The following is a 26,901-nucleotide window of genomic DNA, read 5'->3' as shown; positions in this document are numbered from 1 at the left end:
TTTGCTTGCAAGGAGCAGAGCTTGCGACAGAAATATCTGTACTTAGATTATAACAATTTTAACGAATAAAGCAAGCAAATTTAAAGCGTACGCAATGTGTTTGTAAACGACACAATTTGCGAAATGCTGTTGTATGATAAATTATATCATACACTAACCTCTTCTACAAGCAAAAAATCGTTGCAGTATGCGGTTTTCGGTGCTATACTGGGCATATATGAAATTGACTTGTAAAAGGAGAAATTGGTATGACAAAAGGTGAAATTGCTAAGAATAATTTTATGCAGGGCTACAACTGCGCTCAGGCTGTATTGCTTGCATTTTGTGACGATTTGGGATTTGATGAACGGACTGCTCTTATGCTGGCATCGCCGTTTGGCGGCGGAATAGGCAGAATGCGTGAGGTATGCGGTACTGTTACGGGAATGTATATGGCTTTAGGTCTTGCAAGGGGTTACAGTGACAGCAAGGATAATGCCGACAAAAAGCGTGTCTACACCGAGGTTCAGCAGCTTGCCGAAAGGTTCAAAGAGGACAACGGTTCAATCATCTGCCGTGACCTTCTCGGGATGAGAGCAAAGGCAAAGGATACCCCGACTCCGTCTGAGAGAACAGAAAAATATTATGCCGCCCGTCCGTGTCCTGAATTGTGCAGATATGCAGCGGATTTGCTTGATGAATACTTAAAGAATAAAAAAGGCTGAGGGGCGTTGCTTTGATTTGAAACTTATGCCTGCAAACAGTTGAATTTGGGAGTAAATTGTGATAAAATGTTTAAAATAGGGCATTAGTCTAATGCGGTTAATTTTGAAAATTACCTTGAAAGGGGAATTGTGATATGTGCGGCATAGCCGGCTTTATGGGACAGGTTGAAAACAGAGCCGATGTCATCAGAAATATGACAGAGGTTATCACTCACCGTGGTCCCGACTCGGACGGATTTTTTACGGACGACAATATTTCCATGGGATTTCGCAGACTTTCCATTATTGACCTCGGTGCAGGTCATCAGCCTATATACAATGAAGATAAAAGCCTTGTTCTCACATTCAACGGTGAAATTTATAACTACAAGGATTTGAGAAAAGAACTTATCGCAAAAGGTCATAAGTTCTATACAGACACAGACAGTGAAGTGCTTGTTCACGGCTTTGAAGAGTGGAAAGAAGATATGCTCCCAAAACTCCGCGGTATGTTCGGCTTTGCTATCTACAACACAAAGGATAACTCACTTTTTATTGCCCGTGACTTTTTCGGCATTAAGCCGATGCACTACACTCAGATAGGCAATGACTTTGTCTATGCAAGTGAAATCAAGAGTATTCTTGAATATCCTAAGTTTGAAAAGAAATTCAACAGAAAGGCACTTGATTCGTACCTTTCATTCCAGTATGCAGTTCCGCCCGAAACTTTCTTTGAGGGTGTTTACTGCCTTATGCCCGGTCACTACCTCTGGTACAAAGACGGCGAGGTTGAAACTACCCGTTATTTTGAGGCTCGTTTCAATCCTAATGAAGAAATGACAGAGGAAGAGGCTGTTGACAAGATTGAAAAGGTCTTTGAAAACTCCGTAAACGCTCACAAAATTGCCGATGTTGAGGTTGGTTGTTTCCTTTCAAGCGGTGTTGACTCAAGCTATGTTTCAACATATTTTGCCGACCAGAAAACATTTACAGTCGGCTTTGACTTTGGCGAAAAATATAATGAAATCAGCTGGGCAAAAAATCTCAGCGAAAAAATCGGTGTTGAACATCACACTCACCTTATTTCAAGTGAAGAATTCTGGGACGCTGTTCCGACTGTTCAGTACCATATGGATCAGCCGCTTGCAGATCCGTCATGTATCGCACTTTACTTTGTATCCCGTCTTGCAAGCCATTATGTAAAGGTTGTCCTTTCGGGTGAGGGTGCAGACGAATTGTTCGGCGGTTACACTTGCTACAACGATCCGAGAGTGTTCAAAATTTATCAGACAATTGTTCCGCATTGCATCAGAAAGGCAATAAGAGCAATCTGCAGAAAGCTCCCCGACATAAAGGGCAGAGATTATCTTATCCGTGCCTGTGACAAGCTTGAGGAGCGTTATATCGGTAACGCATTTATGTATGACTACAAGCAGAAGCAGGAGCTTTTGAAGGATCCGTCAATTGCAACACGCCCACAGGATCTTACAAGAAAATATTATTATCGTTGCCGTAAGTATGACGATGTTACAAAAATGCAGTATCTCGACATCAATATGTGGATGGTCGGCGACATCCTTCTTAAAGCCGACCGTATGAGTATGGCTAACTCGCTTGAACTTCGTGTTCCTTTCCTCGATAAGGAGGTTTTCAAGGTTGCGTCATCGCTCCCGACAAAACTGCGCTGCAACAAGCACAACACAAAGTATGCAATGCGTAAGGCTGCCGTTCGCCATATGCCTGAGGCTACTGCCGAAAAAGAGAAACTCGGTTTCCCTGTACCGACAAGAGTATGGCTTCGTGAAGAAAAGTATTATAATGTGGTAAAGACTAAGTTCAAGGGCAAAACTGCCGAGAAATTCTTCAATACAGATGTCCTTGTTTCATGGCTCGACAGTCATTTCAGCGGAAAAGAAGATAACAGCAGACGAGTTTGGACAATTTATGTATTCCTCGTATGGTATGATATCTATTTTGATGAGGACAGCGAAAAGGTTGAAAAGCCTGTAAATCACCTTGACGAACTCAAGGCTGTTGCCGAGGCGAGAAGAGAAAAGCAGATTGACGCTCCCGGTGAGGTAATTATGGCTGCCGCAGAGGAGATTGACGAAAATTACGATGCTCCGAACTTTGGCGTTGACAAGTCAAAAAAAAATGACGAATCTGCCGAAAAAGCGGAAGAATCCGTAAAAGAGGAATCTGCGGAAGATGTGACAGAGAAAGTTGAAGTCCCCGATGACGGCAATGAGCCTGCAATCGTTGAGCCTGAGGAAGAACCCGAGGTTAAAGAAGAGCCTAAAAAAGAGGAGTATGTGAACATCTCAAATCCGGAGGATAACGAGATTTACGATGCTCCGAAAAAGCCGTCAACTCCGCAGGAGCAGATGCAGATGGCTATTGACAGCATTGAAAAAAGATCAAAATATCTTGACGAGCCTAATGTAATTTCAGACGAGGCTGTTGACAATATCGTAAACTCAATCTCATTCTTTGGTGACGAGGACGATAAAAATTAATCAAAGTTATTAAAAATAACAAAATAAACAAGGGCAACCGAGGTTGCCCTTGAATTATATCAGAAAATGTTAGGAATAATTTTAACGCGCCCAAATGTGTGTTTAACGCGTCCTTAATGCGCCCAAATGTGTGTTTAACGCGCCCTTAATGCGCCCAAATGTGTGTTTAACGCGCCCTTAACGCGCCCAAATGTAATTTTAACGCGCCCTTTTAATTAAAAACAGCACCAAACAATATGTGTTCAGTGCTGTAAATACAATGAAATGAAATTTTTAAACCACCGCTCCGAGACAGAGGATGCTTCGCAGGATTTTGTATTCTTCTTCAAAGTCGGAGAGGGGGAGGGGATTTTTGCCGAGCCCCATTTCTACGGTGAGGGCAGGTCGGCGGAATTTTTCGATGAACCAATCCTTAAAGCCGCCGCCTGTGGCAATCTCCTCGGGAAAGGCTATGTTGTAGCCGCTTGCCTGTGAGAACATTGACGCAAGCCGAAAGCTCAGAACGGGTGTATGTCTGCCGAATGAGCAGTAAATTTCCCGTCCCTGACTGTGCAGAGCGATTGCCCGTTCAAAGTCAATATTACGGCAAAGTGTTGTCAGTGCCTTTGTTTCGGGTTCGCTTTCGGGATGATTTCCGCCGAATCTCGTCGGCGCAGGACACTTGATATTGTTCTTTAATTCAAGCTGTTTAAGTCTGCACCAACCCGCATTGAAGTTGTGGTTGATGTCAACTCCACGGGCGTTTGCCTGCCATTTATATGTATCGGTGCAGACCTTTTCGACAAGCGGTTTGTATTTGAATGCGGCGTCACTGCCGTGCAGGGCAATTTCCGTGCCGTCGGGATTCACGCAAGGCACAATCGTAAGTCCGCGAATGCTTAAAAAATTTCCGATTTTGTATTCGCCGACAGGATTATCGTTTTGCATAGCCTGACAACATTCTTCAAAGAATTTCAGCAAGGCAAGCACAGTGAGGTACTCCGAACCGTGAAAACCGCCGCAGTATAGCACACGATTCTTGGTGTTGCCGATGTGCAGAACATCAATACCTCTTCCGCACACGCTTTTTCCTGCAAAGCAGTGCTTGATAAATTTGTATTTCCCGCAAAGTCCGTTTATTATTTCCTTGCGCGTTTTGTAATCGGGAAAAACATTATAATCGGTCATAACAAAATCCTTTCCTTTCGATAATTCAATCTTTAAAACGGAGGCATAATTATGGAGCTTTTTGAAAAAACTCTTGACAGCAAGAAAATTTTTGACGGCAGAGTCCTGCATATAGTCCTTGACGAAGTGGAGCTTCCTGACGGTAAAAGGTCAAAGAGGGAGGTTGTCAATCATCCGGGCGGAGTATGCGTTGCCGCTCTTGATGAGGACAATAACCTTTCTTTTGTAAAGCAGTTTCGCTATCCGTACAAGGAGGTTGTGCTTGAGCTTCCTGCCGGCAAGCTTGAAAAGGGTTCTACTCCGCTTGAAAACGGAAAGCGTGAGCTTCTTGAAGAAACGGGACTTGAGGGCTACTCCTACATTTCTCTCGGTCAGGTCTATCCGTCCCCCGGATACACATCGGAAATTATCCATCTTTATGCCTGTCGGGTAAAGTCACAGGGTGAGCAAAGGCTTGACGAGGGTGAGTTTTTGAATGTTGAAAAAATCTCCCTCAACAAAGCCGTTGAAATGGTGCTTAACAATATGATTCCCGACTCCAAAACACAGATTGCCGTTTTAAAGACTGCCGCACTTTTGAAAAGCGGTAAAATTTAATTTAATCATAGGAAATATATATGCAGAATTTTACTGTTTCAGAACACGAAAAATTGAATACTGCCGTTGCTCTCGGATTTTTTGACGGACTTCACAAGGGACACCGAAGGGTTATTCTCTCGGCTGTTGAGCAGAAGAAAAACGGACTTTTGCCCGTGTGCTTTACATTTGCTCAAAGCCCGAAGGAGGTTCTCGGAAAATCTTCTAATGGTGCGCTTATGACAACGGAAGATAAGCTGAAAACGCTTGAAAGCCTGGGTATTGAACATACCTTCAGCCTTGATTTCAAAAAGCTGATGAATATGTCTGCAAAGGACTTTGTCGAGAAAATTATTTTCGGCAACCTCAACGCAAAATTTGTTGTCTGCGGTTTTAACTATCGTTTCGGAAAAAACGGCGAAGGCGATACCGATTTGCTCAAAAAGCTTTGTGATGAAAATGGCACGGAGCTTAAAGTGATAGAGCCTGAGCGTGACGATGGCGATGTTGTTTCGTCAACACTTATCCGTCTGCTTGTGAGCGAGGGAAACATCCGCCGTGCAAACAAGCTTTTGTGTTCGCATTTTGGATTTTCTGCCGTGATCACCCACGGAAAAAGACTCGGCAGAGAACTCGGCACTCCGACAATCAATCAGAAACTTCCCGAAAATCTTGCCGTGCCGAAATACGGCGTTTATGCGTCTGCCGTTACGCTTGAAGACGGAAAGGTCTATTGCGGTGTGACTAATATCGGTGTAAAGCCGACAGTCGGCGGAACGAAACTTTTGAGCGAAACATGGATGCCTGACTTTCACGGTGGTGAAATATACGGTCAGACAGCCGATGTCCGTCTGCTTGATTTCATTCGTCCCGAAAAAAAGTTTGACAATATCACCGAATTAAAAAATGCCATAACCGACAATGCAGTTACGGCAAAAGAGATTTTTGGTGAGATGTATAGATACGGAGCCTGAAGTAAGCGTAGTATTTATCTATGGTTGACATCGCAATTTCAGCTTGATACAATATGATACGAGAATACAAGGAAGTTTAAGGCGGTTAGCACTCCCGAAAGGGGGTGATATGCATGACTGAATCGGTTTTGCTGATAATTTTACTTATAGCACTCGCAGAAGTCATCAATAGCATAAAAAAATAATCGCCCGACAGCCTCAAATATCGGACGATTATTTTATATTCGTTTTAAAACTTTGGGACTAACCGCTTTTAACGGTTTTCCTTGTGTTCTTATTATATATTATGCAAAAAGCAATGTCAATATTCCATTTGAATTTTATATGGCTGAAAATGCTGAGCGGTGACGGAACTTTCCGACACCGCTTTTTTTATTTGAATTCATCATTAAGAATTTCATCAAGGTTATTGACCATTGCTGTGACGATTTCGTATGAACCGCCGTCTGAGATTGACTTCATAAGAGCGTTTATGTTTTCTTCAAAATTCTTCGGCAAGAGGGTACAATACTTTTTGCAGAGCTGAACCTGTCTTTTCTCACCGGGGTGTGTCTGACGGTTGAGTGCAAAGATAACATCAAAATAGCTTTCGAGGAATGCCGTGATTCTGTGATTGACGCTGACGATATCACCGCGCTCCTGCATTTTCTTAATCTGCCTGTCATATGACGGAAGCTTTCCGCTCAAAAGGCTGCGGTTGTTTTTGATAATAGCTCTGCGGAGATTTTCGGGATAGTCAATCTGCGCCATATCTCTGAATTTTGTAAAAGTCCCTGTCTTGTCAAAGAGAACCTTGCTGTTCCTGATGTTGTGCCAAAATGCGGTTGTATAGCCGTTAAAAGCCTTGCCGCCTTTGATTACCGTATCAATATATCCGCCGAACCTGTCAATTTCGCGGTAGATTATGTCAACAGGAGTACCGTTGTTCATAACCGTGTTGTCTTCGCTCTCCCAGTAGTGATTGCCAAATTCGGCAACGGAGCAGTATTTTCCCAGAAGATTTTCTCTTGTTTTGCCGGTCGGTATTTCTGAGCAGTAAACATAAATATCATAGTCTGAATTTTCATCGGCTTCGCCTGTTGAACGGGAGCCTCCGAGTGCGACAGCCTCAACCGCATCAAGCGACTTGAGTGCAAGCAAAATTTCTTCGAGGTTTTTATCATTAACATTGTATTCCGTAAAGTTCATAGTTTATTCCCTTTCGTTATATGGTATCATATCTTTTGTCGGATTATGCCGTAGCCTTTGCCGTTCCGTTTGAGTTTGTTTTTTCTTCAAGCACCACTCGTTTGCCTCTCCAACCGCCTTTTATCCAGCGGATAAGCACGACAACACCTCTGAAAATCTCATCTGCCGCCATAGCAATCCAAATTCCCGTAAGTCCCATTCCAAAGAAAATGCCGAGCAGCCAACCGAGTCCGACGCTCAAAATCCACATCGAAAAGATAGCAAGTGCAGTCGGAAACTTAACATCACCGGCGGCTTTCATACTGTTGATGATAACAAGGTTTGTTGTTCTGCCAAATTCTAAAATAATTGCAATGAACATAACCGTTGAACCGAGTGCGATAACCGCCTTGTCGCCTGTGAAAAGTCCGAGTGTAAATGGCGAAATCAACCAGTTTATAATTGCAACCGAGATTGAAATTATCATACCGAAACGCAAAGTTTTCAGCACCCTGCGGTATGCAAAATCGTAATCGTGAGCGCCTATGCTGTGACCCACAATAATCTGTGTTGCATTTGCAGCGGCAAGAGCAATCATATATGTGAACATTGAAAGCATATTTGCGTAGATTTTTGCGTTGATTGCAACGATACCCATTGTATTGATGAATGCCTGTAAAAACAGCTGTGAACAGTCGTAGGAAATGTTCTCGCCTGCTGTCGGAATGCCGAGTTTAAGAAGGCTTTTGAGAACATCATACGGAAACGGGCGAAGATATTTAAGGCTGAACTTGCCTTTGATAACCGTGTAGAAGTATATAACAGATGCAATTACCGCAATAACTCTGCTTCCGCATGTGGAAACAGCCGCACCCGACGCACCGAGTCCGAGAACCTGAAGCGGTCCGTAGAGCAAAAGAGCATTTCCGCAGATATTGATAATGTTCATTCCAAGACCGATAATCATACCGAAAACGGTTTTGCCGTTGCTTGCAAAAATTGAGTTAAAAGCGTTGATAAGTGCCTGAGTAAAGATTGTACCGCCGACTATTCGCATATACATATCGGATTCGTCAAGCATTGCCGCAGGCACCTGCATTGCCTCAAGCAGATTTCGGCTGAATATGAAAACAACAAGGCTGATTACAATACTCAGCACAAAGTTGAATGACAATGCAACCGTGTAAATCATATTCATCTTTTCTTTTTTGCCTGCACCAAGGTACTGGCTGACGATAATGCCGGTTGCACTTGATATAATGTTAAAGGCAAGGGTCAAAAAGCCGAGAACCTGATTTGCGTTGCCAATTGCCCCAACTGCGGTACTGTTGTAGTTTGAAAGCATAATCGTGTCAACATAGCCGAGTGAAACGCCAAGCAACAGCTGTAAGAATATCGGCCATGCAAGCTTTATTACTCTTTGATTCATAACAGAATCGTTCGGATTTTTGAGCTTTGAAGAAGTAGCAGACATAAATATACCCTCCGTTGAATAAAATGAATAATAAATTATTTGTTAATAATGCTTGTGTTTACGATTGTTTTGATAAAATAAAATCTGTGTAAATTGTGTATTGCCGCCGTTTTGACTGCTTGACCGCTGTGTATTTGAGATGTATAATCTAATTGCGGATGACTGCGAACTGTCGCAATATCCAAGCTAAGTTCAGATAACTGACTGTTATTTCAGACAAAATCAGAAAAATACAACGCAGCTGCGAATGCGAAAGGATAAAAAGTATGAATATATGTGTTTTTGGCTCATCAAGTGAGCAAATTGACAAAATCTATCTTGAATCTGCCGAGCATCTCGGCAAAAAGATTGCCGAAAAAGGCTACAACCTTGTTTTCGGTGCGGGAAAATACGGGATTATGGGTGCATCCGTCCGCGGCGCATACAACGCAGGCGGTTACACAATCGGAGTTACACCCGATTTTTTTATTGATGTGGGTGTTGTTTTTGACAAATGCTCCGAACTTATTGTAACAGATACAATGCGTGAACGCAAAGGTATTATGGAAGATAAAGCGGACGCTTTTGTAATCTGTGCCGGAGGTATGGGTACTTTTGAAGAATTTTTTGAGGTTCTCACACTAAAGCAGCTTAACAGACACTCAAAACCCATTATAATATACAATGTAAAAGGCTACTATAACTCAATGCTTGCGATGCTTGACAATGCCGTAAGTGAAAAGTTTATGACCAATGCCTGTAACAGACTCTACACGATTGCCGATACCGAAGAAGAGGTTTTCAATCAGCTCGAGAATTATGTTCCGTTCACCTACAATAAATATGGGTTTCTCAAAAAGGACGGTGAGCAGAATGGCTGACAAATGCGAATTTTGTGCAAACTTTGTGAGCGACGATGAATTTGGCGATTATTGCAGCATCAACCTTGATGAGGATGAAATGGCAAGGTTTCTTTCACAGAACACAGATTCATGTCACTATTTCCAGCTTTATGATGAATACAAAATAGTCAAAAAGCAAAATTAAATAATGCAACACAATCTTACAGTAATTTACAACAAGACAGGTTACAAATTCGTAATAACTATTTAAAATTTAATAAATGTCATTTGTTATTATTGTAAACCTAAAGTCCCTTTAAATAAAGGGACTTTTTTGTCTTCTTATGCCATTTTAAAGGGAACAATATGAATAAAGGACAAAAACTCAGAAATTTATAAAATATTGATTAAGTAATGAAAAATTAGAATATTGCACAAATGAAATGTGAAAATCTTGTGAATTCATCCAAAAATGGTGACAGTCGAAGAATTAATATTGCAAATTGTGCGTTTAGGGTATAAAATACTATTATATTTTGGCGCAGATGTGTGCTTATGAGGAGAGTGTTTGCATGGGCCTTTTTAACAGGATTATTGATAAAATGGTCAGTGATAAAGTTCCATTTAAAAAGAGAAAAAGGCTGATTGTATTTGTGGCAATCATAACCCTTCTTTCTATGACAACAGCTACGGTTGCGTGGTTCTCGGTAAACACTTTCGCGGGCGTTGACAAGCTTGACCTCAATATCAGCCTTGCCGCACAACTTAAAGTCAGTATGGAAAACCACGGCAAAGACCTTGAAAAATACGGCAAGGTAATCACAAATGAAATGATTGACGATTACCTTAAAAAGCATGGTTCAAGCCTTGAAGATACGGTGCTTGACCCTGTTACAACAAGAGAGGGTACAGAGTTCACCAATCAGCGTGGCACAGTCAGAGAGCCTAACAAGCACAGCTACCTTGAGTTTGAATGTTACTTCATCGCAACCGAGGAAATGTGGGTCCATCTCACAACCGAAAGCACAAAAGCAGGTGCTGATGACGGTACAAAGGTGTCAACAGAGTCAACCGGCGCAAAGGCTGATGTAGTAAATTGTGCAAGAGTTGATTTCACAGCTGAGGGAACAGGCAACGGCACAACAATTTATGAGCCGAACAGAAGTAATCCCGTAAACGGACAGACAACTTTTGATTTGCCGTCAGGTTCAATGGTTTACTCAAACAACACAAGGCTTTTCCATCTTAATCAGCTCGAACCTGTTAAGGTAACAGTTCGCCTTTGGATTGAGGGTAACGACCCCGAGTGTGATGACGATGTTCAGGATGCACAGCTTTCTGTACAGCTTGGCTTTGTCGGATGCGATAAGGACAATAAACCAATATCATAATTAAACAATATCCCGTAGGGGCGGTCATCGGCCGCCCGCCCTGGAGGAACTGTCATTCAACGCAGATTTCAGACAGGAGAAAAATTATGGGTTAATGAAATACGCACAATCCGACAGTTAAACGGATACAACTTTGAGGGGAGAGAAAAACTTGTTCGGAAAAAAGAAACCAAAAATTGAACAACCGATTACTCCCGAGGAGTTAAGTCGCTTAAATGATAAGAAAATGGCAGATGCCGAGATTGAACATTTTCATGTGAAAAATGATTCAATAGAGATTGTAAAATACAAAAAGCGCAGACGGCTTTTGAGCATTATCCTTTCGGTCTGCATAATCATTCTTCTTATTCTGTTCATTGTTTCAACGCTTGTAACGCAATGGGGCGACTTGATTATCAGCATTGATTCTCCTGCCGTAAAAAAAGGTATCGTGCTTAGCGAAGACGCTGACTTCAAAACTCAGTGTGCTTCACTTACTGCGAAGCAGGTTAAGGATGTTACAAACATTACATATGCATGGCTTCCTGTTGACCTTGACACAAGCAAGGACGGTGCGCACAACGGCAAAAACTATGTTGCTTATACTTTCTATTGTAAAAATAACGGAGAGGTTGAGCTTGACTATGACGCAGTGCTTGAAATCACAGGTGCGGCTAAGTCGGCAGATGAAGCAACCCGAGTTATGATTTACAAAAACGGCAAGAGCTCAATTTACGGCAAAGGTCAGTACAAAGACAGAAGCAAAGCCGAAACCGATTGTACAAAGTTTGTAAGCGATAAGGAAGTTTATAAAACATCAACCGAAAAATTCAAGGTTGGCGATATTGACAAATACACAATCGTAATTTGGATTGAGGGTAACGACCCCGAATGTATCGACGATATCCGTAACGGTCATGTAAGAATGAGAATGCTGTTCTCGGTTCGTGACGATGAAGAATCCACAGCAAAACCGTAATTTTCGGTACAGTATTACATCAACTTGGTATTATGTGCCTCGGCACTGATATAGTAAAAAATCCCTATGGTGTTTTAGGGACAAAAAATTAATTTTATTTAGGAGGAATTTCTCTATGAAAACAACATCAAGAAAGAGATTATTAATCTCTTCCGTAGCAATGCTCCTCGTGGCAATGCTCGCACTTGGTACAGCAACATTTGCTTGGTTCACACAGGATACGCGTTCTTATGCTGACAAGATTAACGTAAGAACAAGTAAAGTAAGTTCTCTCGTTCTTAGTAAGAGTGACAGAACAAACTGGCAGAGCCATATCGAGTATGACGTAGATAGAATAATGTTTCCTGCTTCTTCATCAAACGGAAGCAAGTGGTTCTATGCTAACGCTTCTGACGCTCTTTCAGGTGCAGTTGACAACGCATCAATCAAGGACGCACAGGCACCTGGCACAACAACAGCAGACTATGTATTCATTAATGAACTTAACATTAAAAACGCTGGTGCAGTTAAGGTTACGGATGTTAAGATTAAATTTAATCTCCAGGGCGAAAATAGTGACTACGCTCGTGTAGCTCTTGTTCCTATCGGTGTAGACGGTTCTGCTACTACAACTGACGGTACATTCGGTACAGGTACTGTATATGGTAAGAAAGCTACTCCTTATCAGCCGATCAGCTCACTCGCAGGCGATTTAGGTGCTTCTATTACACCATCTACAACTTATGAAGTTTCAGTTCCAGATCTTGATGTAGATAAGGCTGCTTATTATGCCCTCTATGTTTGGTTTGAGGGTCAGGATGTAGACTGTAAAGATGCTAATTCAGGTCAGAAGATTCCTAATCTCGTATTTGATGTAGAAGGTACACCTGTAGAAGAATAATTTCTTGTTTTTTCTAAACATTATTTAAAATTCAAATGCAATGGAGACCCCTTATGAAAAAAGTTGTAAAAAGAATAGTAAACATAATAATTGACATTATTGTGATTTTGATTCTGGCAGTTTCGGTTTTAATCGTTACATTGTCACTAACTTCCAAATCATCAGGGGTCCCCAATGTTTTCGGTGTTGCGCCCCTTAGTGTTCTGACAGGTTCAATGGAAGATACAATTAATACAGGCGATCTTATTTTCTGTGAGGTTACGGACGATCCTTCATATGAATATAAGAAAGGCGATATTGTTACTTTCTATAAGAATATCAACGGTAAATCCGAACTCAATACTCACCGAATTGTTGAGGTTGTTAAGGATGATAACATTACCTACTACAGAACACAGGGTGACAATAAGAAAACCAACCCCGAGCCCGATAAGGATCTTCAAACCTCTTCAACTATTGTTGCCAAATACACAGGTACGAAGATTGGCGGCGTGGGTAACTTTTTAAGCTTTATCAGAACTCAGCTTGGATTTTTCCTCTGCGTTCTGCTTCCGATGATTATTTTCTTTGTTTATGAAGCGGTTCGTGTTGTTCTCAACCTGCTTGCCTACAATAAAGAAAAAACTCTCGAAGAGGCAAAGCTTGCGGTTGATTCCGCAGAGCTTACCGAAGAACAGAAAAAGAGAGCTATTGAGGAATATCTTGCCTCCGTCGGAGAAAATCAGGACAAGGCGGAAAATGAGCCTGAAGTACAAACACCTGCTGACGGCAATAACTCCGCTGATAATTCCGATTAAGTTATGACAAATTTGTCCCTAACGCATTCATAGCGTTTATCGTAACGGTATATTTCTTTCTCAGCATCAAAGCTGAGAAAGAAATACAGTTACAGCTTACAGTAAAAACACAACAGAAATTATCAGTTAATTGCAGTGGCGAACCGAGTTCTCCCGTCTGAAATACAGATTTTCTGATAATACAAAAACAAATCATTAACACAAAACCGTTTCCGTCGGAAACGAGCGGCAGTCGCTGATTGCCGCAGTATAAGGCGATGTAATTTCGCCTAAAGAAGATGAGAGTAGATTTTTTTAAGGAGACGAAGTACCGTGGATACAGTATTTAAATTTCTTTTTGAATTTCTCGGTCAGTTTTTTGGCTCATTATGGTCAATAATCACCGGGTTATTTGGCGGAGTAGGCAATGCCTTTGATTTTTCCGCTTATGTAAACATTATTAATGCCTATACCACGGAGCTTGGCGGCCTCGCATGGGTAATTGCGATTATTGCCATTGTGCTTCTGGTAGCTGTGCTTGCACTTTGCGTATGGCTTATTGTCGTCGCTGTAAAAAAGTTTATTCGTTCGCACAGAAGAAGAAAAGATACAGATTCTCTTGTTAAAGAGGTTCAGGCACTCAACAAAGAGGTTATGAGACTTAACCTTGAAAAGGATAAGATTCTCTCTATGAAGGTTTCACAGATTGGTCTTAACCCCAACGAGATTTCAGAGCTTACAGGCGAAGAAATCGAGTCACTCAAGAACGGCGAAGAAGAGGACACAGGCGAAAGCCGTTTCTACAAGCTTACGGAAATCGACCATCTTTGGGCAGATTATGTTCCGCCGGTTTATGACAACGATATCACACTTCCCGAGTTCTGTGAGCGTTTCAGACTCTTTGCTTGTTCACAGCTTGGTCTTTACTACGATATTAAGCTTATCAGACTTTTTGTTGCTGCGTTTGCGTCTACCAGACTTATTATCCTTCAGGGTATTTCAGGTACAGGTAAAACTTCACTTGCTTACGCCTTTGGTAAGTTTGTAAACAATCCTTCAATCGTTGCTTCCGTTCAGCCGTCATGGCGCGACAGAACAGAGCTTTTCGGTTACTTCAACGAATTTACAAAGAAGTTCAACGAAACTGAGCTTCTACGTGCAATGTATGAGGCATCGTATAACGAAAACATCTATGCGGTAATCCTCGATGAGATGAATATCGCTCGAGTTGAGTATTATTTTGCCGAGATGCTTTCAATTCTTGAAATGCCGTCAAGAGATGAATGGGTTGTTGATATCATCCCGAACTCTTGGCCGTCTGACCCGAAGCATATCGTGAACGGTCAGCTCAAAATTCCGCCGAATATGTGGTACATCGGTACTGCGAATAACGATGACTCGACATTTGCTATCACAGATAAGGTTTATGACCGTGCTATGCCGATTAACATCGACACAAAGGGTGTTCCTTTTGAAGCACCTCTCACAGACTCTGTATACATTTCATACAAACATTTTGAGTACATCCTCAATGCCGCTAAGGTTCAATTTGTTGTTTCGGAAGAGAACCTCAAAAAGATTGCCCTTCTGGATGATTATGTTATTGAGCATTTCCGCATAGCTTTTGGTAACCGTATTGTAAAACAGCTTCGTGACTTTGTTCCTGCTTATGTCGGAACAGGCGGTACAGAGCTTGACGGTCTTGACTATGTTCTTGCCCGCAAGGTATTTAGAAAATTTGAGTCACTCAATCTTTCATACATTCGTGATGAAATAGATGGCCTTTGTGCGTATATTGACGAGCTTTTCGGCGAAGAAAATATGACTGAGAGCAAGGATTATCTCCGTATGCTCAAGAAGCTTGTATAATTTTAGCAATTCAGGGCGAACTCTGTTCGCCCTTTGCTTGGTGAAAGGACTTTGTCCCTTTAGCGGTAAAACTATCTGATTGGAGAAAAATCAATGGCTGATTTTGGTAAATATTTCAGAGCATATATGTATATGCAGGACATTCTGAAAAATGATTTTACTTACAATTACATAACAGAAGGCCTTAAGGACGGCGATAAGGGCGAGGATAAGCTCGACGGTAAGACCAACGAAAAGGTAATTGATATGGAATGGGTTGTTGCCATTGAGGAAACACTTCCGTACATTCAGAAAGCAATAGACGAACAGCGCCGTTTTATTAAGCAGGTTGACAATGTTGTTAGAGTTGAGCTTGCAAAAAAGATTGGACCCGAGTCTGTTAAGCACCTTTCGCAGCACACTAACTTTATCGCCAAGGTTGAGGGTGATATGGTAACGCCTAACAAAATCCTCACAATTGAGCGCGAAGAAAGCTTTGCTATTTATGAAAACCGTGTGCTTATGACGCTGATTCGCAAAGCGCTTCATTTTGTTGACGATAAATATTCAAAAATGAAAGATGTGCCGAACGACAGCTATAATAAAATTTCTATGGTTCGCCACATTGATTTTAATGAGAAAAAAGTAGATTTTAATCTTAACTATATAAATGAATCTCACGAAACTCTTGCAGATGACCTTGATGTTCTTGATGTTTCACAGCTTTCGGACTTTGACCGAATCAGAAGAATCAGAACAACCCTTAATGAGTTTTTAAACACTCAGTTGATTAAGGAAATCTCAAAAGAGCCTGAGGTTCGTCCTCCGCTCATGCAGACCAACCTTCTCAAAAAGAACCCCAACTTTAAAAGAGTGGTTGAGCTGTGGAACTTTCTCGACAGCTACAAGCGTAAAGGCTTTGAGGTTGTAAGCGAGGAATACAACGGTAAAATGACAGATACTGTTCAGCAGGATGTTTACTTTGCGATGGGATTCCAGCATTTTATGATGTCTATTGCTACAAACCCGGCACTTCGTTCAATCCTTAAGGAACAGTACGACGCTGAAAATGCACGAATTGCCGAGGAAGAATCAAAGCCGCAGAAGGCCCGCGAGGCGGTTATGAAGGCACAGCTTGATGCTGTTCGTAAAGAGGAGATGGAAATCCGCCTTCGTGAAATCCGTGAACGCGAAAAGAAAATTCTTGACCTCACGAATGAAATCAAGAATTTAAAGGTTATAATTGATCAGAAAGAACAGCAGATTCTCACTCTTAGGGGCAGGGTTTCTGCTCTTGAAGACCAACTTGAAGAGGTTAAGAAAGAGCTCCAGCAGACAAAACTCAAGTTGATGGAGGCAGAAAAGAGGATTGCCGAGCTTGAGGAAGAAAATCAGCAGTTAAAAGATACTATTGAAGAGTTGAATAAAACGATTGATGAACTCAATCAGACTATTGACACACTCAATAAAAAAATAGTAGAATTAAATAACAGAATTCTCGTGCTTGTGCAGGAGAATGCTCGTTTGCAGACAAAGGTGAAAGAGCAGGAAGCTGTTATCGCCGAGCAGAAGGCTCATATTGCAGAGCTTGAAACTCAGGTTGCCGAGCAGCTTGCCAAGATTGCCGCTCTTACACAGAGCCTTGAAAAGTGCCATGCGCAGATTGAAGAGGATAACCGCAGGATTACCGACCTAACCGAGAAAAATGAAAATCTTACGGAAACACTTCAGAATGAGCGTGTTCAGCACAGGGACACTGTCAATAAAATGAATGCCGATTTTGCTGATGAAAAGCAGCAAATGACAGATGCTCACACAGCCGAGGTTGAATCGCTCAATCATAAGATTGCGGATGCTGAGGTCGAACATAATGATTATGTTGCCAAGCTTAATGCGGATTTTGCCGCAAGGGCAAATGAAACCGAGCAAAAGCATCTTAAAGAGCTTGCAGATAAAGAAGAAACTCACAAGAAGGAACTTGTTGAAATTAAGGAAGCCAACCTTAAATCATCAGCAGCAAGCAATGCCGCTCACGCTTCTGAGCTTAAAAAGGCTTATAAGTCGGTTGACAAAAAGGTTGAGCTTGCTGAAAAAGCTTGTGAAAAGCGTATGAAAGCCAAGGTTGCCGAGGTTAAAAAAGAGGCTCAGGCTGAAATTCGCAAAGCCGAAAAGAAAGCAAGCGAAAAAATCAGCCTTGTTAAGGATGAAATTAAATCTGTCAAGGATACAGGCGATTTGTTCGTTCGTGACTATGGCTTCGGCAGTGTTGCAGTTGTTTCAAAATATGCCGACGAGCTTGTTAAGTTCGGCAAAGCTACTGTTGCAGACGAGCTTATAAACGCACAGAAAAGCGTAAGATCTCTTTGCATATGCAGAAGTAAAAAGGGTGTTGTGCTTGCAGGCTTTTCACAGAGCGGCGCAAGCGTATATAATGTTTATAAAAAGCAGGCAGATCTTACTGTTGCATTTAACGATTTGTGTTCAATGCTGAAAGGTATGAGCAATCTGCCGATTGTAATTACATTCTCTGGTGTTGACAGACCGTTTGTGATGAATTTTGAAAACATTGTAAGAGATGCAACCAAAAGAAAAACAACTGTTTTCCATAACAAAACTCTGAAAGCAAACGGATTTGTTTCAGTTTACTTTGGTAAAGAATAAGGGGCAAAAATGAAAAACTCTACTGCGCCCAACAGAAAAACGGGCAGAATGATTGCTAAAAATTTAATAGTTCTGTTCACTGTTGCACTTGCCGGCTTTTGCGGCATTCAGGCGTGGTTTACGGATAAGAGTTCAGTTGATGCCAACGGTATAAATGTTGAGTGTCAGGCACCTGACGGTATTGAAATTGCTGTTGTTGGGCACGGTGCCCCTGCTCCTACCGCATATAAAACGGGTAATATTACGCTTAGTAAAGCTAATTGCAATTTTCTTGATAAACTTCAGTTGACTGAAATAACCGGTGATGGCACATATTTTAGCAAACCGTCTTTGATTCAATCAGGCGGTCAAGCCCATGTTAATCCAGATGGAGAGTGGAGTAAGCCTACTGAAAATTTGCATTATTTGTCGTTTGACCTTTACATTCGTGCAAAATCGCAGTATAATATATCAATAGGCAAAAAATCAACAATAAAACCGGATGCTCCTCAACTCACAACTCAAGACGGTACGGGCATTAAAAATAAAAGCAAGTACGGTAATTTTTCAAGAGATTCCGTAGTTGGTGCAGTAAGATTCTCGGTTGTTGACTATAAGCAGGATCCTCCTTCTAAAAAGCTCCTGTGGTTGCCGGCTCCGAATATCTTGTTGAAGCAGGAGACTGACGAGTACACTTTGTCAGACAATATGCCAAGCGGAGTTTCGTACAGTCATGTATACTATGACACGAAAAAGGCACAACAAACAATCAGCGATTCTAAAACTGATAGTGCGTTTGTTGTGAATAAAGATGGTTTTGTTGACGGAAAATTTACCTATGAGCTTGGTAAAAACCAAACCATTGCACGACTTGAAAAGCCCTCAGGAACAGGTCAAGAAGATGATCAATTCTTCAGTGCTATGGTAACCTGTAATATGTGGATCGAGGGCGAAGACGCAGAGGCAAGACTTGCCCTTGTAAACGGAAAATTTAATGTTAATCTTGTATTGACAAAAGAGACAAAAGAAAGTTGATTTTAAAGTAGGAAAGGGGAATTTTTGATGAAGTTGAAAGATAAGTTTTGTAACTTTCTCAACGGTTTAGTTGACTCAAGACTGAATAACACAAAAAAGGTCACAACTTCATATGTTGCTCTTTTTCTTGTTTTAAGTATTTTCGCAGTATCTACTTTTTCATGGTTCACAATAAGAGATACGGCAACTATTGATTCAGATCCCTTTTCTCTTGAATCTGCTGCCGGAATGAGAGTTAATAAGGGTGAAGAAATAAGAAATACAATCACCGTAAAACAGGCAAAGCTGAAAGAAGCATCAAGTGTTGACGGTCGTAATATGTTTTTTCCTGTAGATCGCGGATACGGCGATAAAGGACAAAGCGTTGACACAAACGAAATGAAATTTCGTGAAGGCACAGTAGGAGATAAAAATAACGGATACATATACAGCGATTTTACCCTTACCGGTCAAACAGGCGGTCAGGTTGAAGTATATGTAAAAAGTTACAAAGTTCAGGTACATAATAGGAATACAAATAAAGATGAAGTTTATGACGGTGCAACACATATTACTGTTGACAACAACAGTAAGCCATCGACATATTTGGCATATCAGAATCCTTGTCCAATAAGGATTGCATTCATTAGAAACAGTGCTGAGGCTTCGACCGTTATTGATCCCACTGCAATTATTGACAACTACGCTGACGAATGTCAGGCAGTAAGTTCTGTTAATTCGCTCGGCTCGGCAACAACCACTAAAGCAAAGGGCAGGTCATTTTCCGACTACTATTTCGGTACAGGTGCTCCTCTTTTTACTCTTGACGGTCTTAAATCCCAAAACATAACCATGGTTGCGTGGCTTGAGGCAACCGGAGAGAACTGTGACGCTTACGAGGGTCAGGATGTGTCAATTACAGTTGAACTTGAAAGTAACTGGAAAGATATGGAATATGTTACTTTCGTTGACAAAACAAAAGGTGATGCTGACAATGACCAAAATACGGAACTCAGGTGGGTTGGCAATGCCGGATGTTTCCTTGTTATGACCTATTATGACGAAAACTTTCAAAATCCAAAGTCAGTAGTAATGAGTGAGTCAAAGAGTGATGGAAATAAACCTATTGAATGGATAGCTTATCTGCCAAAGGATAAAATAACAAACATATCTTTTATGCGATATAGTAAAGTAAAAGAGAAAATTAAGCTTGACGGAACTAATGATGTTGAGGTAGGCAGAATATATAATGTATGGCATACAACAGCTGATGTAAACACATGGATTGCTGCAAATAAAAGTGGCAATGGTGAAAAAGCGTTTAATTGGTCACATGAAATAAATAAAAACGGTCTTCAGACATACCGCACAGATGACGGAACTGCAACCGGAAATAAAGAAAATACCTATTATGCCGTACACGGTAACGGTTACGGCGATACCCCTACTGTTGCTGAAAATGTTGCCCCGTGTATCGGATATTGGGGTACAAAGTATGCCAACAGTTCAGGCGGCAGTGTTGAACCGACTACAACCGAACAACTGCCGATAACCGGAGAAACCTACGCGAGAGCGGATATTCAAATTGATTACAATTTATGGTTAAATGAATATAATTCATATAACGGCGGCGGAGGTCTGAGAAATCTGCTTAGTCAGAATGTTTTGGTACTAAAAGCCGTATTCGATTCAAACGGTACAGAAACCGCTTATGAAATGAAACCGCAGGGTGGCGGAGATAAGTGCGTGCTGTCAAAGACAAGCGTCAAAAGCGGTTCTCGACTTGTAAGATTTGATTTGTATGATCCTGCAAAAGAAGATCCAATAATAAGGAATTATCTAGTGCCTACAAACATTCAGCATACATTTACTGAGAGTGCGGGTTCTAACGAATATATCATATCTTATAGTTTGGTAAATCAAGGATCAGGCAAAGTTGAAAAAGCAGGCAATTGGTAAATTTAATTGATTAACACATTAAGGAGGTGTCACGATGAGAGAAAGACTTGCTCTTTTAATGGAGTATTTGAAAAACAGACTTGCATTTGGCAAGAATAAAAAAACAAGAAAAGGTTTTATACTCACTATGGTGGCACTTGTTGAAGTACTCGCCATATCGGTTGTGTCCGTTTCGGCTTGGGTTGAAACTATTTCAACAATCACAATTAAAGCTGAGGGCGCAAAAATTGACAACTATGTTTATACTAATGCCGATATTGGCAGTGGTGATGGTTATTCAAACAAAATCATTGACTTGACTAAATATTTCCGTGCTGCGGGTGGAGTGCATCTTGCTTCGGCTTCAAGTGCTGACGGTGAAAATATATTTTTTCCAATAAAGAACTCAGGTGCTTCTGAGTTTGGTGTTGGCTCTTACAGATGTGCGGATGTAAATGATAAGAATGTTAATTATATTGACTTTTCATTTAATGTAAAGGTTGATGAAACATTTAAAGCGGATCATGCAGAATTTTACCTTGATCAAGTACCTAAGATAACTATAGGTGGTGAAAATGTTTCAGGAAACCTTGTAAGAATGGCAATTACAGATACCGATACTCAAAATACGGTTGTATGCGGTTCTAATGCCGGTGACGGAAATGTTGTAAATAAAGCAGATGGCACTAACGCTCCTGAGAATGTTCAAGCTTTTAGCGATTTTGTTGTTAGTTCTGAACCTAGACCAACGGAGTTGTTTCGGGTTGATAGAGGAAGCAGTAAAACAATAAATATTAAAGTGTGGCTTCAGGATGATAAGGCGGCTACTGCATATGCCGGTAAAACTGTTTCAATAACTGACGTTAATATTGTAACTCAGAACAAAAAAGGCAATAAAGTGTATTTTGTTGACCGTACTGTAAATGATACCACAAAAAATTGGACAAAGAATGTAACATTTCAGCAGGGTAGCGGAACTTCTGTAGCGATGAAGTTTGATGCGAAGTCGCATACATATTACTGTGATTATACACCCGCCGCTGACGGTACAAAAGTTAAGTTCACCTCGGGAAGTGTTACTTGGACTACTGATATGAAGTCGCTCAATTCAGGCGACAGTATGTACTACACCGCCTATGGCGATCATAATAACAGTAACGCCGGATACGGTACATGGGGCGAAGTGATTGAAATCAGTGTTTCAAGCAAAACCGCCGATGTACTCCCTGATACAGGCAATGTTTCAAGTGTATATATGGTTCCGGATAAAAATGACTCTTACAGTAAAGTTAGAATGCCATTTACTGCTGACAAGAAAAACTGGGTCGGTTATATTGCAAAGGAAAAGGCAGACAACATGACTTTTTCTTTTACAAATAACGGTAATACATATAAAATTCCTGCTCCTAACAGAGGCAATTCAACGCTTTTTGTTGTTACTTCTGCTACAACAGGTTATTGGGATCCACCTGCTACTATTACTGTTACTGCAGGCAAGAAAGATGCAGGAGATCCTAAAGTTAGTTATGATGGTTTGACAAGTACTACAATTTCTGTAACCCCAGGTACAAAGGTTAAGCTAATAGCAAATCCTAAAAAAGGTTTCGTATTGAAAAACTGGGTAAACAGCGATACAAGTGCCGTGGCAGACGGCATTGACAGCAACGGTTATTTTACCCCGACAGCTTCTGGTAACTATAACTTTACAGCCGTTTATGTTGAGTCGTTGACATTTGAGGCTTATGTCAGAACATATGACGGTGCAAACCTTTCTGAAAGCACAAATGGCGGCTCAGTTGAAATTAAGTGTGGAAACCAAAACTCGACTGTAGATTCCAACGATGGAACACACATTACACTCAATGCTGTTAAGGGCAGCACAGTTACATATTACGCAAAAGCTAAAGACGGATATGTTTTTGACGGCTGGTACACAGATGAAGCCTGTGAGAGTATTTCGGAGAGTTCGAGCGATAAATATGAATTGGCTAATGTTGAGGTTTCCAAGAAGTTGTATGCGAAATTCAAAGTTGATACTTATACTGTAGAAGCATACACTCAGCACGGTAATAATGCTCCCTTTGATAAAGCCGGTAAGGTGTCTTTTGACAATAATAAATATGCGTCGAAAGTAACAACAACGGTAAATCGTAACGGAGAAGTAACTTTTTATGCTAAGCCTGAAAGCGGCTATGCTTTTATCGGTTGGTATGAGAGTAAAGATGCAGCAGATCCGAAGGTAGCGGTTAAAGATTGTATCTTAGATAACGGCGTCTATTCTACAAAAATGACGATACAATATTCTGATGTAAAGACATATGCACTGTATGCAAGATTTAAGGCTTTGTATACGGTAGAAGCCAAAGCGATGTACAACAACGGAAATGTTGTTACAGCCGGTACTGTACAGGTTGGCAACGAAAAAGCCGATAAAATTTCGAAAGCTCCCGTTATGGAGGGCGAAAATGTAACAGTTAAGGCAAGTGCCAATAACGGTTATAAGTTTGTCGGTTGGTATACGGACGAGGCTTGTAATAAACCGTATTTCAATGAAAACAACGCTGTTTCACCTATAACCTTAAATAATGTAAACAATGGAATCACTCTGTATGCTAAGTTTGAGTTGAAGACAAACGTTACATTTTACCTTAATGATGGAGGCTTGTGGTCAGGTGATAAGGCGAAACTTGCAGCGTATGTTTGGGATGATAATGGCAATAAGAAATGGCTTGAAGTATCTAAAACTGACTATGACAATTATTACAGCTTTGCTTTAGATAATAATCAATGGAAGCAAGTAATTTTTGTAAGATATGATCCGAGCAAAAATTTGAACGATTTCCCAACGGAAGATTGGAATGGCTATGTTTGGAATAAGACTTCTGATATAACAATTGATTACAATAATAATTGTTATGTTATAACATCTTCTCCAAATAACGGAGGAAGTTCAACCGGCTATTGGACATCATATACTCCAGGTAAGACTGCTAACATAGATATATATGTTTATACCGGAAATTGCTCGTGGTTTGACCATGATAGTGCTGTACTTGCCTATAGATTCAGCACCGATGATTCATTTAAGTCTGATTGCACTAAGGTGACTAAAGACGGAAAACCTTATTGGAAACTGAGTATTCCAACAGATAAGGATACTATTTATTTGTCAAGAGCTGCTTTGGGTGGTCACCATAATGAATTTAATACTTCTATAGATAAAAGTAAAAATTTGTTTACAGTAAATAATGATTTCAATGGTGGCGACTGGAGCACATATTAAAAATTCAACGGAGGTGAAACCATGAAGAAATCTAAATTTACACTTGTTATTGTACTCGGACTTGTACTGTGTTTGTTGTGTGGAACAACTACGACTTTTTCGTGGTTTAATCGTCCTGATGTGCAAAAGGGCGACTCCCTTTCTTGGCGCGGAGATTACAATGTGACCAACGGAGAAAATATTACTGCTGTTACTTATGTTGCTACAAAAGATGACGGCAGTGAGTATAGTACTGATCCGTTTAATTTTAGTGGTTTGACAACTGTTTCCGCCCATGAAACAAAATATTTCTGTACAGAGGTAAAGAACACGGGAAATGCACCGCAGTCAATTTCTTTGTTCCTTAATAATTCGGATAGTAACACCCTTTCTGTCGGTGTGAACAGCCCCCTCAGAACCTACAAGAGATTTACCTCCGATTCACAAACATCCTATGTTTCCAAGACACAGTGTAATGTGAATAAGAAGAATGTGTATGTTGGTTTTGTTACTGCTGATTCTTTACCCGAAAATTTGAAAGCTGACCGTAATAGTTTAAATCCCGGTGATTATTTTCTGCATTGTTGGAATGGTCAGGGCGCCGTTGAAGCAGGCGTGAATAATAGCTTTTTAAAATCAGATGTGGAATATACTCTTGCTACACCAGGTTATTCAAATTTTAAAGCTAATTATGATATTTCTTATTGTACAATCCCATATAATTATAATAATGTAAAAATGTACAAAAAGAATACAGTTGGTGGTAAAGAATGGTGCGAAGGCAGTGATAATACTAATGTAGATACATATAATACTGTATTGTGGTTTCATTGGGACAATAAATTCCGAACCGTTTATGAACAGACCAAGGTGAATGGTGAGCTTGCTAAAGCTGCCGGAATTTCAAGTTTTTATTCTAATGCAGAAGCTGTAGTAGGTAAGACATTTGATTTAAGCGCAAAGGCACAGGGTACAGTTACTTACACATCGTCAAAGACTGATGTTGCAACAGTTGACGGTAAAGGTCAAGTTATTGCCAAAAAGGCAGGCAAGACTACTGTTACAGTTACATCTACGGGTGTGTACGGTGATAAAATAACTGCAAAATGTGAGCTTACCGTAAGTGATGAACCGGCTAAAAGCTCGTATATTCCGATTGTTACGAATATGAAGATTGAAGGCAAAGCCGACAGCGATCCTGTTGTTACAAAGGTGTATTGGTATATCAAAAACGATACAGCATCCGGCGCTGCATATTCACTTGGCGATGTACAAATTTCACTTTAAAATTTTAAATTTCCAAAAGGGTTGTTTTTACAGCCCTTTTTTATTATAATTTATAATCGGCGGCAGAGAATAAAATCCGCCCGTTTTGACGAATATATACGCATTTTCGTTATATAAAATATGTTCATTAACGGATAGCTTGTGTTTGTACGAACGATTGCAATGTTACATTCGGGCGAAATATGCTTTGAATTTAACAAACTGTCTTCACGAACTGAGAACGGTGGCACACCGCCACGAATAATTACGCAAACCACAAAACAACGCTCGGGCGAAATGTGTTTTGAATTTGACAAACTGTCTTCACGAACTGAGAGCGGTGGCACACCGCCACGAATAATTACGCAAACCACAAAACAACGCTCGGGTGAAATATGTTTTGAATTTAACAAACTGTCTTCACGAACTGAGAACGGTGGCACACCGATATAAATGAAAGTAAAGACCGATATAAAGTAACGCTCGGGCGAAATGTGTTTTGAATTTAACAAACTGTCTTCACGAACTGGGAACGGTGGCACACCGCCACGAATAATTACGCAAACCACAAAATAACGCTCGGGCGGATATGTTTCGCACATTGCAAACAATCTACACGAACCGGGAACGGTGGCACACCGATATGAATGAAAGTAAAGACCGATACAAAATAACGCTCGGGCGAATATGTTTTGAATTTGACAAACTGTCTACACGAACTGAGAACGGTGGCACACCGTGGAGGAATTTATGGATAAAAATAACGATTTTGAAAATGCGGTTGAAGTGACATCTGTAACAACCGAACACCCCAAATCAAAAAATAGAATAAAGAAAAGGCATGAATCAAAGCTCCGCAAAACCCTGCGGATAATTAAAAATATAATTTGCTGGGGAGTGCTTGCAATACTTGTGCTGACCGTAATTGTGTTTATGGGTTCAAAGGTGAACGGAAAAACACCTTCGCTTTTCGGATATTCCGTGCTACGAGTTTCAACGGGCAGTATGCAGCCCGAGCTTATGATCGGCGATGTTATTCTCGGAAAGTGCGTTGACAATCCGACCGCCCTCAAGGTCGGCGATATTATCACCTATCGCGGCAGTGGACAGACCGAGGGACTTCTTGTGACTCATAAGGTTGTAGTTGCACCGTATAAAACAGCTGACGGCACATATAAGCTACAGACAAAGGGCATTGCAAACGATACTCCCGACCCGGAAATTTCAACCGAAGATGTGCTTTATATTATGGTGTGCAAGCTTGGATTCATTGACACATTGTACAACCTTTTCTTCTCACCGTGGGGACTGCTGATTTTTATTGCGGCGCTGTTGCTGATATTCATTGATGAGCTTGTCGTTATAATCCGCATACTTACGGGACATGACAAATCACCGAAGGACAGCGACATCAATGAAATTATAGACCGTTTGCAGAAGGAAAAATTGCAGCAAAAGACTGAATCCGACAACGATACAAAATCGGAAGAATAAATAAAAGCTGAATATATTTAATTTCGGACGAAAGGAAAATTCTCTTTTCGTCCGTT

At 40.8% G+C, this 26,901-nt stretch carries 21 protein-coding genes; 17 read left to right on the top strand and 4 right to left on the bottom strand.

What is annotated here, in order from left to right; genetic code table 11:
- Positions 1-248: 248 nt before the first annotated feature.
- Both QDI94_RS07340 and asnB read left to right on the top strand, forming a co-directional pair.
- Positions 249-704, top strand: a complete 456-nt coding sequence (locus QDI94_RS07340) for a C-GCAxxG-C-C family protein (RefSeq protein ID WP_278868123.1) — start codon at positions 249-251, stop codon at positions 702-704.
- A 134-nt stretch (positions 705-838) separates the two neighbouring features.
- Complete coding sequence (gene asnB, locus QDI94_RS07335) at positions 839-3,199, top strand: asparagine synthase (glutamine-hydrolyzing) (protein ID WP_341460964.1); 2,361 nt, start codon at positions 839-841, stop codon at positions 3,197-3,199.
- A gap of 273 nt (positions 3,200-3,472) precedes the next feature.
- Here asnB and QDI94_RS07330 read toward each other — a convergent pair whose 3' ends face one another.
- On the bottom strand, positions 3,473-4,366 hold the full coding sequence (locus QDI94_RS07330; RefSeq protein ID WP_101028719.1) for a M14 family metallopeptidase: 894 nt from the start codon (positions 4,364-4,366) through the stop codon (positions 3,473-3,475).
- A gap of 51 nt (positions 4,367-4,417) precedes the next feature.
- On the opposite strand from QDI94_RS07330, the gene QDI94_RS07325 reads away from it, so the two are divergent.
- Together QDI94_RS07325 and QDI94_RS07320 are read left to right on the top strand one after the other, a co-directional pair.
- On the top strand, positions 4,418-4,963 hold the full coding sequence (locus QDI94_RS07325) for an NUDIX domain-containing protein (protein ID WP_101028718.1): 546 nt from the start codon (positions 4,418-4,420) through the stop codon (positions 4,961-4,963).
- A gap of 20 nt (positions 4,964-4,983) precedes the next feature.
- Complete coding sequence (locus tag QDI94_RS07320; RefSeq protein ID WP_101028717.1) at positions 4,984-5,916, top strand: bifunctional riboflavin kinase/FAD synthetase; 933 nt, start codon at positions 4,984-4,986, stop codon at positions 5,914-5,916.
- Positions 5,917-6,288: 372 nt separating this feature from the next.
- On the opposite strand, the gene QDI94_RS07315 is transcribed toward QDI94_RS07320, so the two are convergent.
- Together QDI94_RS07315 and QDI94_RS07310 are read right to left on the bottom strand one after the other, a co-directional pair.
- Positions 6,289-7,104 carry a DUF4037 domain-containing protein gene (locus QDI94_RS07315; RefSeq protein ID WP_101028716.1) on the bottom strand — a complete coding sequence of 272 codons (816 nt, stop codon included), beginning with the start codon at positions 7,102-7,104 and terminating at the stop codon, positions 6,289-6,291.
- 43 nt (positions 7,105-7,147) lie between these two features.
- A complete protein-coding gene (locus tag QDI94_RS07310; RefSeq protein WP_101028715.1) occupies positions 7,148-8,557 on the bottom strand; it encodes an MATE family efflux transporter in 1,410 nt (469 codons plus the stop codon).
- A gap of 266 nt (positions 8,558-8,823) precedes the next feature.
- Here QDI94_RS07310 and QDI94_RS07305 point away from each other — a divergent pair, with 266 nt between their 5' ends.
- From QDI94_RS07305 to QDI94_RS07250, 12 genes are all read left to right on the top strand, one after another.
- Positions 8,824-9,417: an LOG family protein gene (locus QDI94_RS07305; RefSeq protein WP_278868121.1), complete on the top strand. Its 594-nt coding sequence runs from the start codon at positions 8,824-8,826 to the stop codon at positions 9,415-9,417.
- Positions 9,410-9,583 (top strand): DUF6472 family protein, encoded by a 174-nt coding sequence (locus QDI94_RS07300; RefSeq protein WP_169923223.1) that lies wholly within the window; start codon positions 9,410-9,412, stop codon positions 9,581-9,583. The genes QDI94_RS07305 and QDI94_RS07300 overlap by 8 nt, the downstream gene beginning before the upstream one ends.
- Positions 9,584-9,950: 367 nt before the next feature.
- Positions 9,951-10,769: a hypothetical protein gene (locus QDI94_RS07295; RefSeq protein WP_278868120.1), complete on the top strand. Its 819-nt coding sequence runs from the start codon at positions 9,951-9,953 to the stop codon at positions 10,767-10,769.
- Positions 10,770-10,920: 151 nt separating this feature from the next.
- On the top strand, positions 10,921-11,727 hold the full coding sequence (locus QDI94_RS07290; RefSeq protein WP_101070993.1) for a hypothetical protein: 807 nt from the start codon (positions 10,921-10,923) through the stop codon (positions 11,725-11,727).
- Between the two features lie 115 nt (positions 11,728-11,842).
- A complete protein-coding gene (locus QDI94_RS07285) occupies positions 11,843-12,607 on the top strand; it encodes a hypothetical protein (RefSeq protein ID WP_278868119.1) in 765 nt (254 codons plus the stop codon).
- A gap of 53 nt (positions 12,608-12,660) precedes the next feature.
- Positions 12,661-13,404 (top strand): signal peptidase I, encoded by a 744-nt coding sequence (locus QDI94_RS07280; RefSeq protein WP_278868118.1) that lies wholly within the window; start codon positions 12,661-12,663, stop codon positions 13,402-13,404.
- Between the two features lie 312 nt (positions 13,405-13,716).
- Positions 13,717-15,252 (top strand): hypothetical protein, encoded by a 1,536-nt coding sequence (locus QDI94_RS07275; RefSeq protein WP_101028709.1) that lies wholly within the window; start codon positions 13,717-13,719, stop codon positions 15,250-15,252.
- A 93-nt stretch (positions 15,253-15,345) separates the two neighbouring features.
- Complete coding sequence (locus QDI94_RS07270; protein ID WP_278868116.1) at positions 15,346-17,892, top strand: coiled-coil domain-containing protein; 2,547 nt, start codon at positions 15,346-15,348, stop codon at positions 17,890-17,892.
- 48 nt (positions 17,893-17,940) lie between these two features.
- Positions 17,941-18,906 carry a hypothetical protein gene (locus tag QDI94_RS07265; protein ID WP_278868114.1) on the top strand — a complete coding sequence of 322 codons (966 nt, stop codon included), beginning with the start codon at positions 17,941-17,943 and terminating at the stop codon, positions 18,904-18,906.
- Positions 18,907-18,933: 27 nt separating this feature from the next.
- A complete protein-coding gene (locus QDI94_RS07260; protein ID WP_278868113.1) occupies positions 18,934-20,844 on the top strand; it encodes a hypothetical protein in 1,911 nt (636 codons plus the stop codon).
- A 34-nt stretch (positions 20,845-20,878) separates the two neighbouring features.
- Complete coding sequence (locus tag QDI94_RS07255; protein ID WP_278868112.1) at positions 20,879-24,106, top strand: InlB B-repeat-containing protein; 3,228 nt, start codon at positions 20,879-20,881, stop codon at positions 24,104-24,106.
- A gap of 21 nt (positions 24,107-24,127) precedes the next feature.
- Positions 24,128-25,372, top strand: coding sequence for an Ig-like domain-containing protein (locus QDI94_RS07250; protein ID WP_278868110.1), 1,245 nt, complete (start codon positions 24,128-24,130; stop codon positions 25,370-25,372).
- 50 nt (positions 25,373-25,422) lie between these two features.
- Here the strand turns inward: QDI94_RS07250 and QDI94_RS07245 are convergent, their stop codons facing one another.
- The gene (locus tag QDI94_RS07245) at positions 25,423-25,953 is read right to left on the bottom strand and encodes a hypothetical protein (RefSeq protein WP_278868108.1); all 531 of its coding nucleotides are present in this window, start codon (positions 25,951-25,953) and stop codon (positions 25,423-25,425) included.
- Positions 25,954-26,101: 148 nt separating this feature from the next.
- On the opposite strand from QDI94_RS07245, the gene QDI94_RS07240 reads away from it, so the two are divergent.
- Positions 26,102-26,845: a signal peptidase I gene (locus QDI94_RS07240; RefSeq protein ID WP_101028703.1), complete on the top strand. Its 744-nt coding sequence runs from the start codon at positions 26,102-26,104 to the stop codon at positions 26,843-26,845.
- Positions 26,846-26,901 lie beyond the last annotated feature (56 nt).

It is taken from the genome of Ruminococcus bromii, assembly GCF_928721825.1.
In the GTDB taxonomy this organism is placed as follows: Bacteria; Bacillota; Clostridia; order Oscillospirales; family Acutalibacteraceae; genus Ruminococcoides; species Ruminococcoides bromii.
This window is presented reverse-complemented; position numbering and strand designations above follow the sequence as displayed.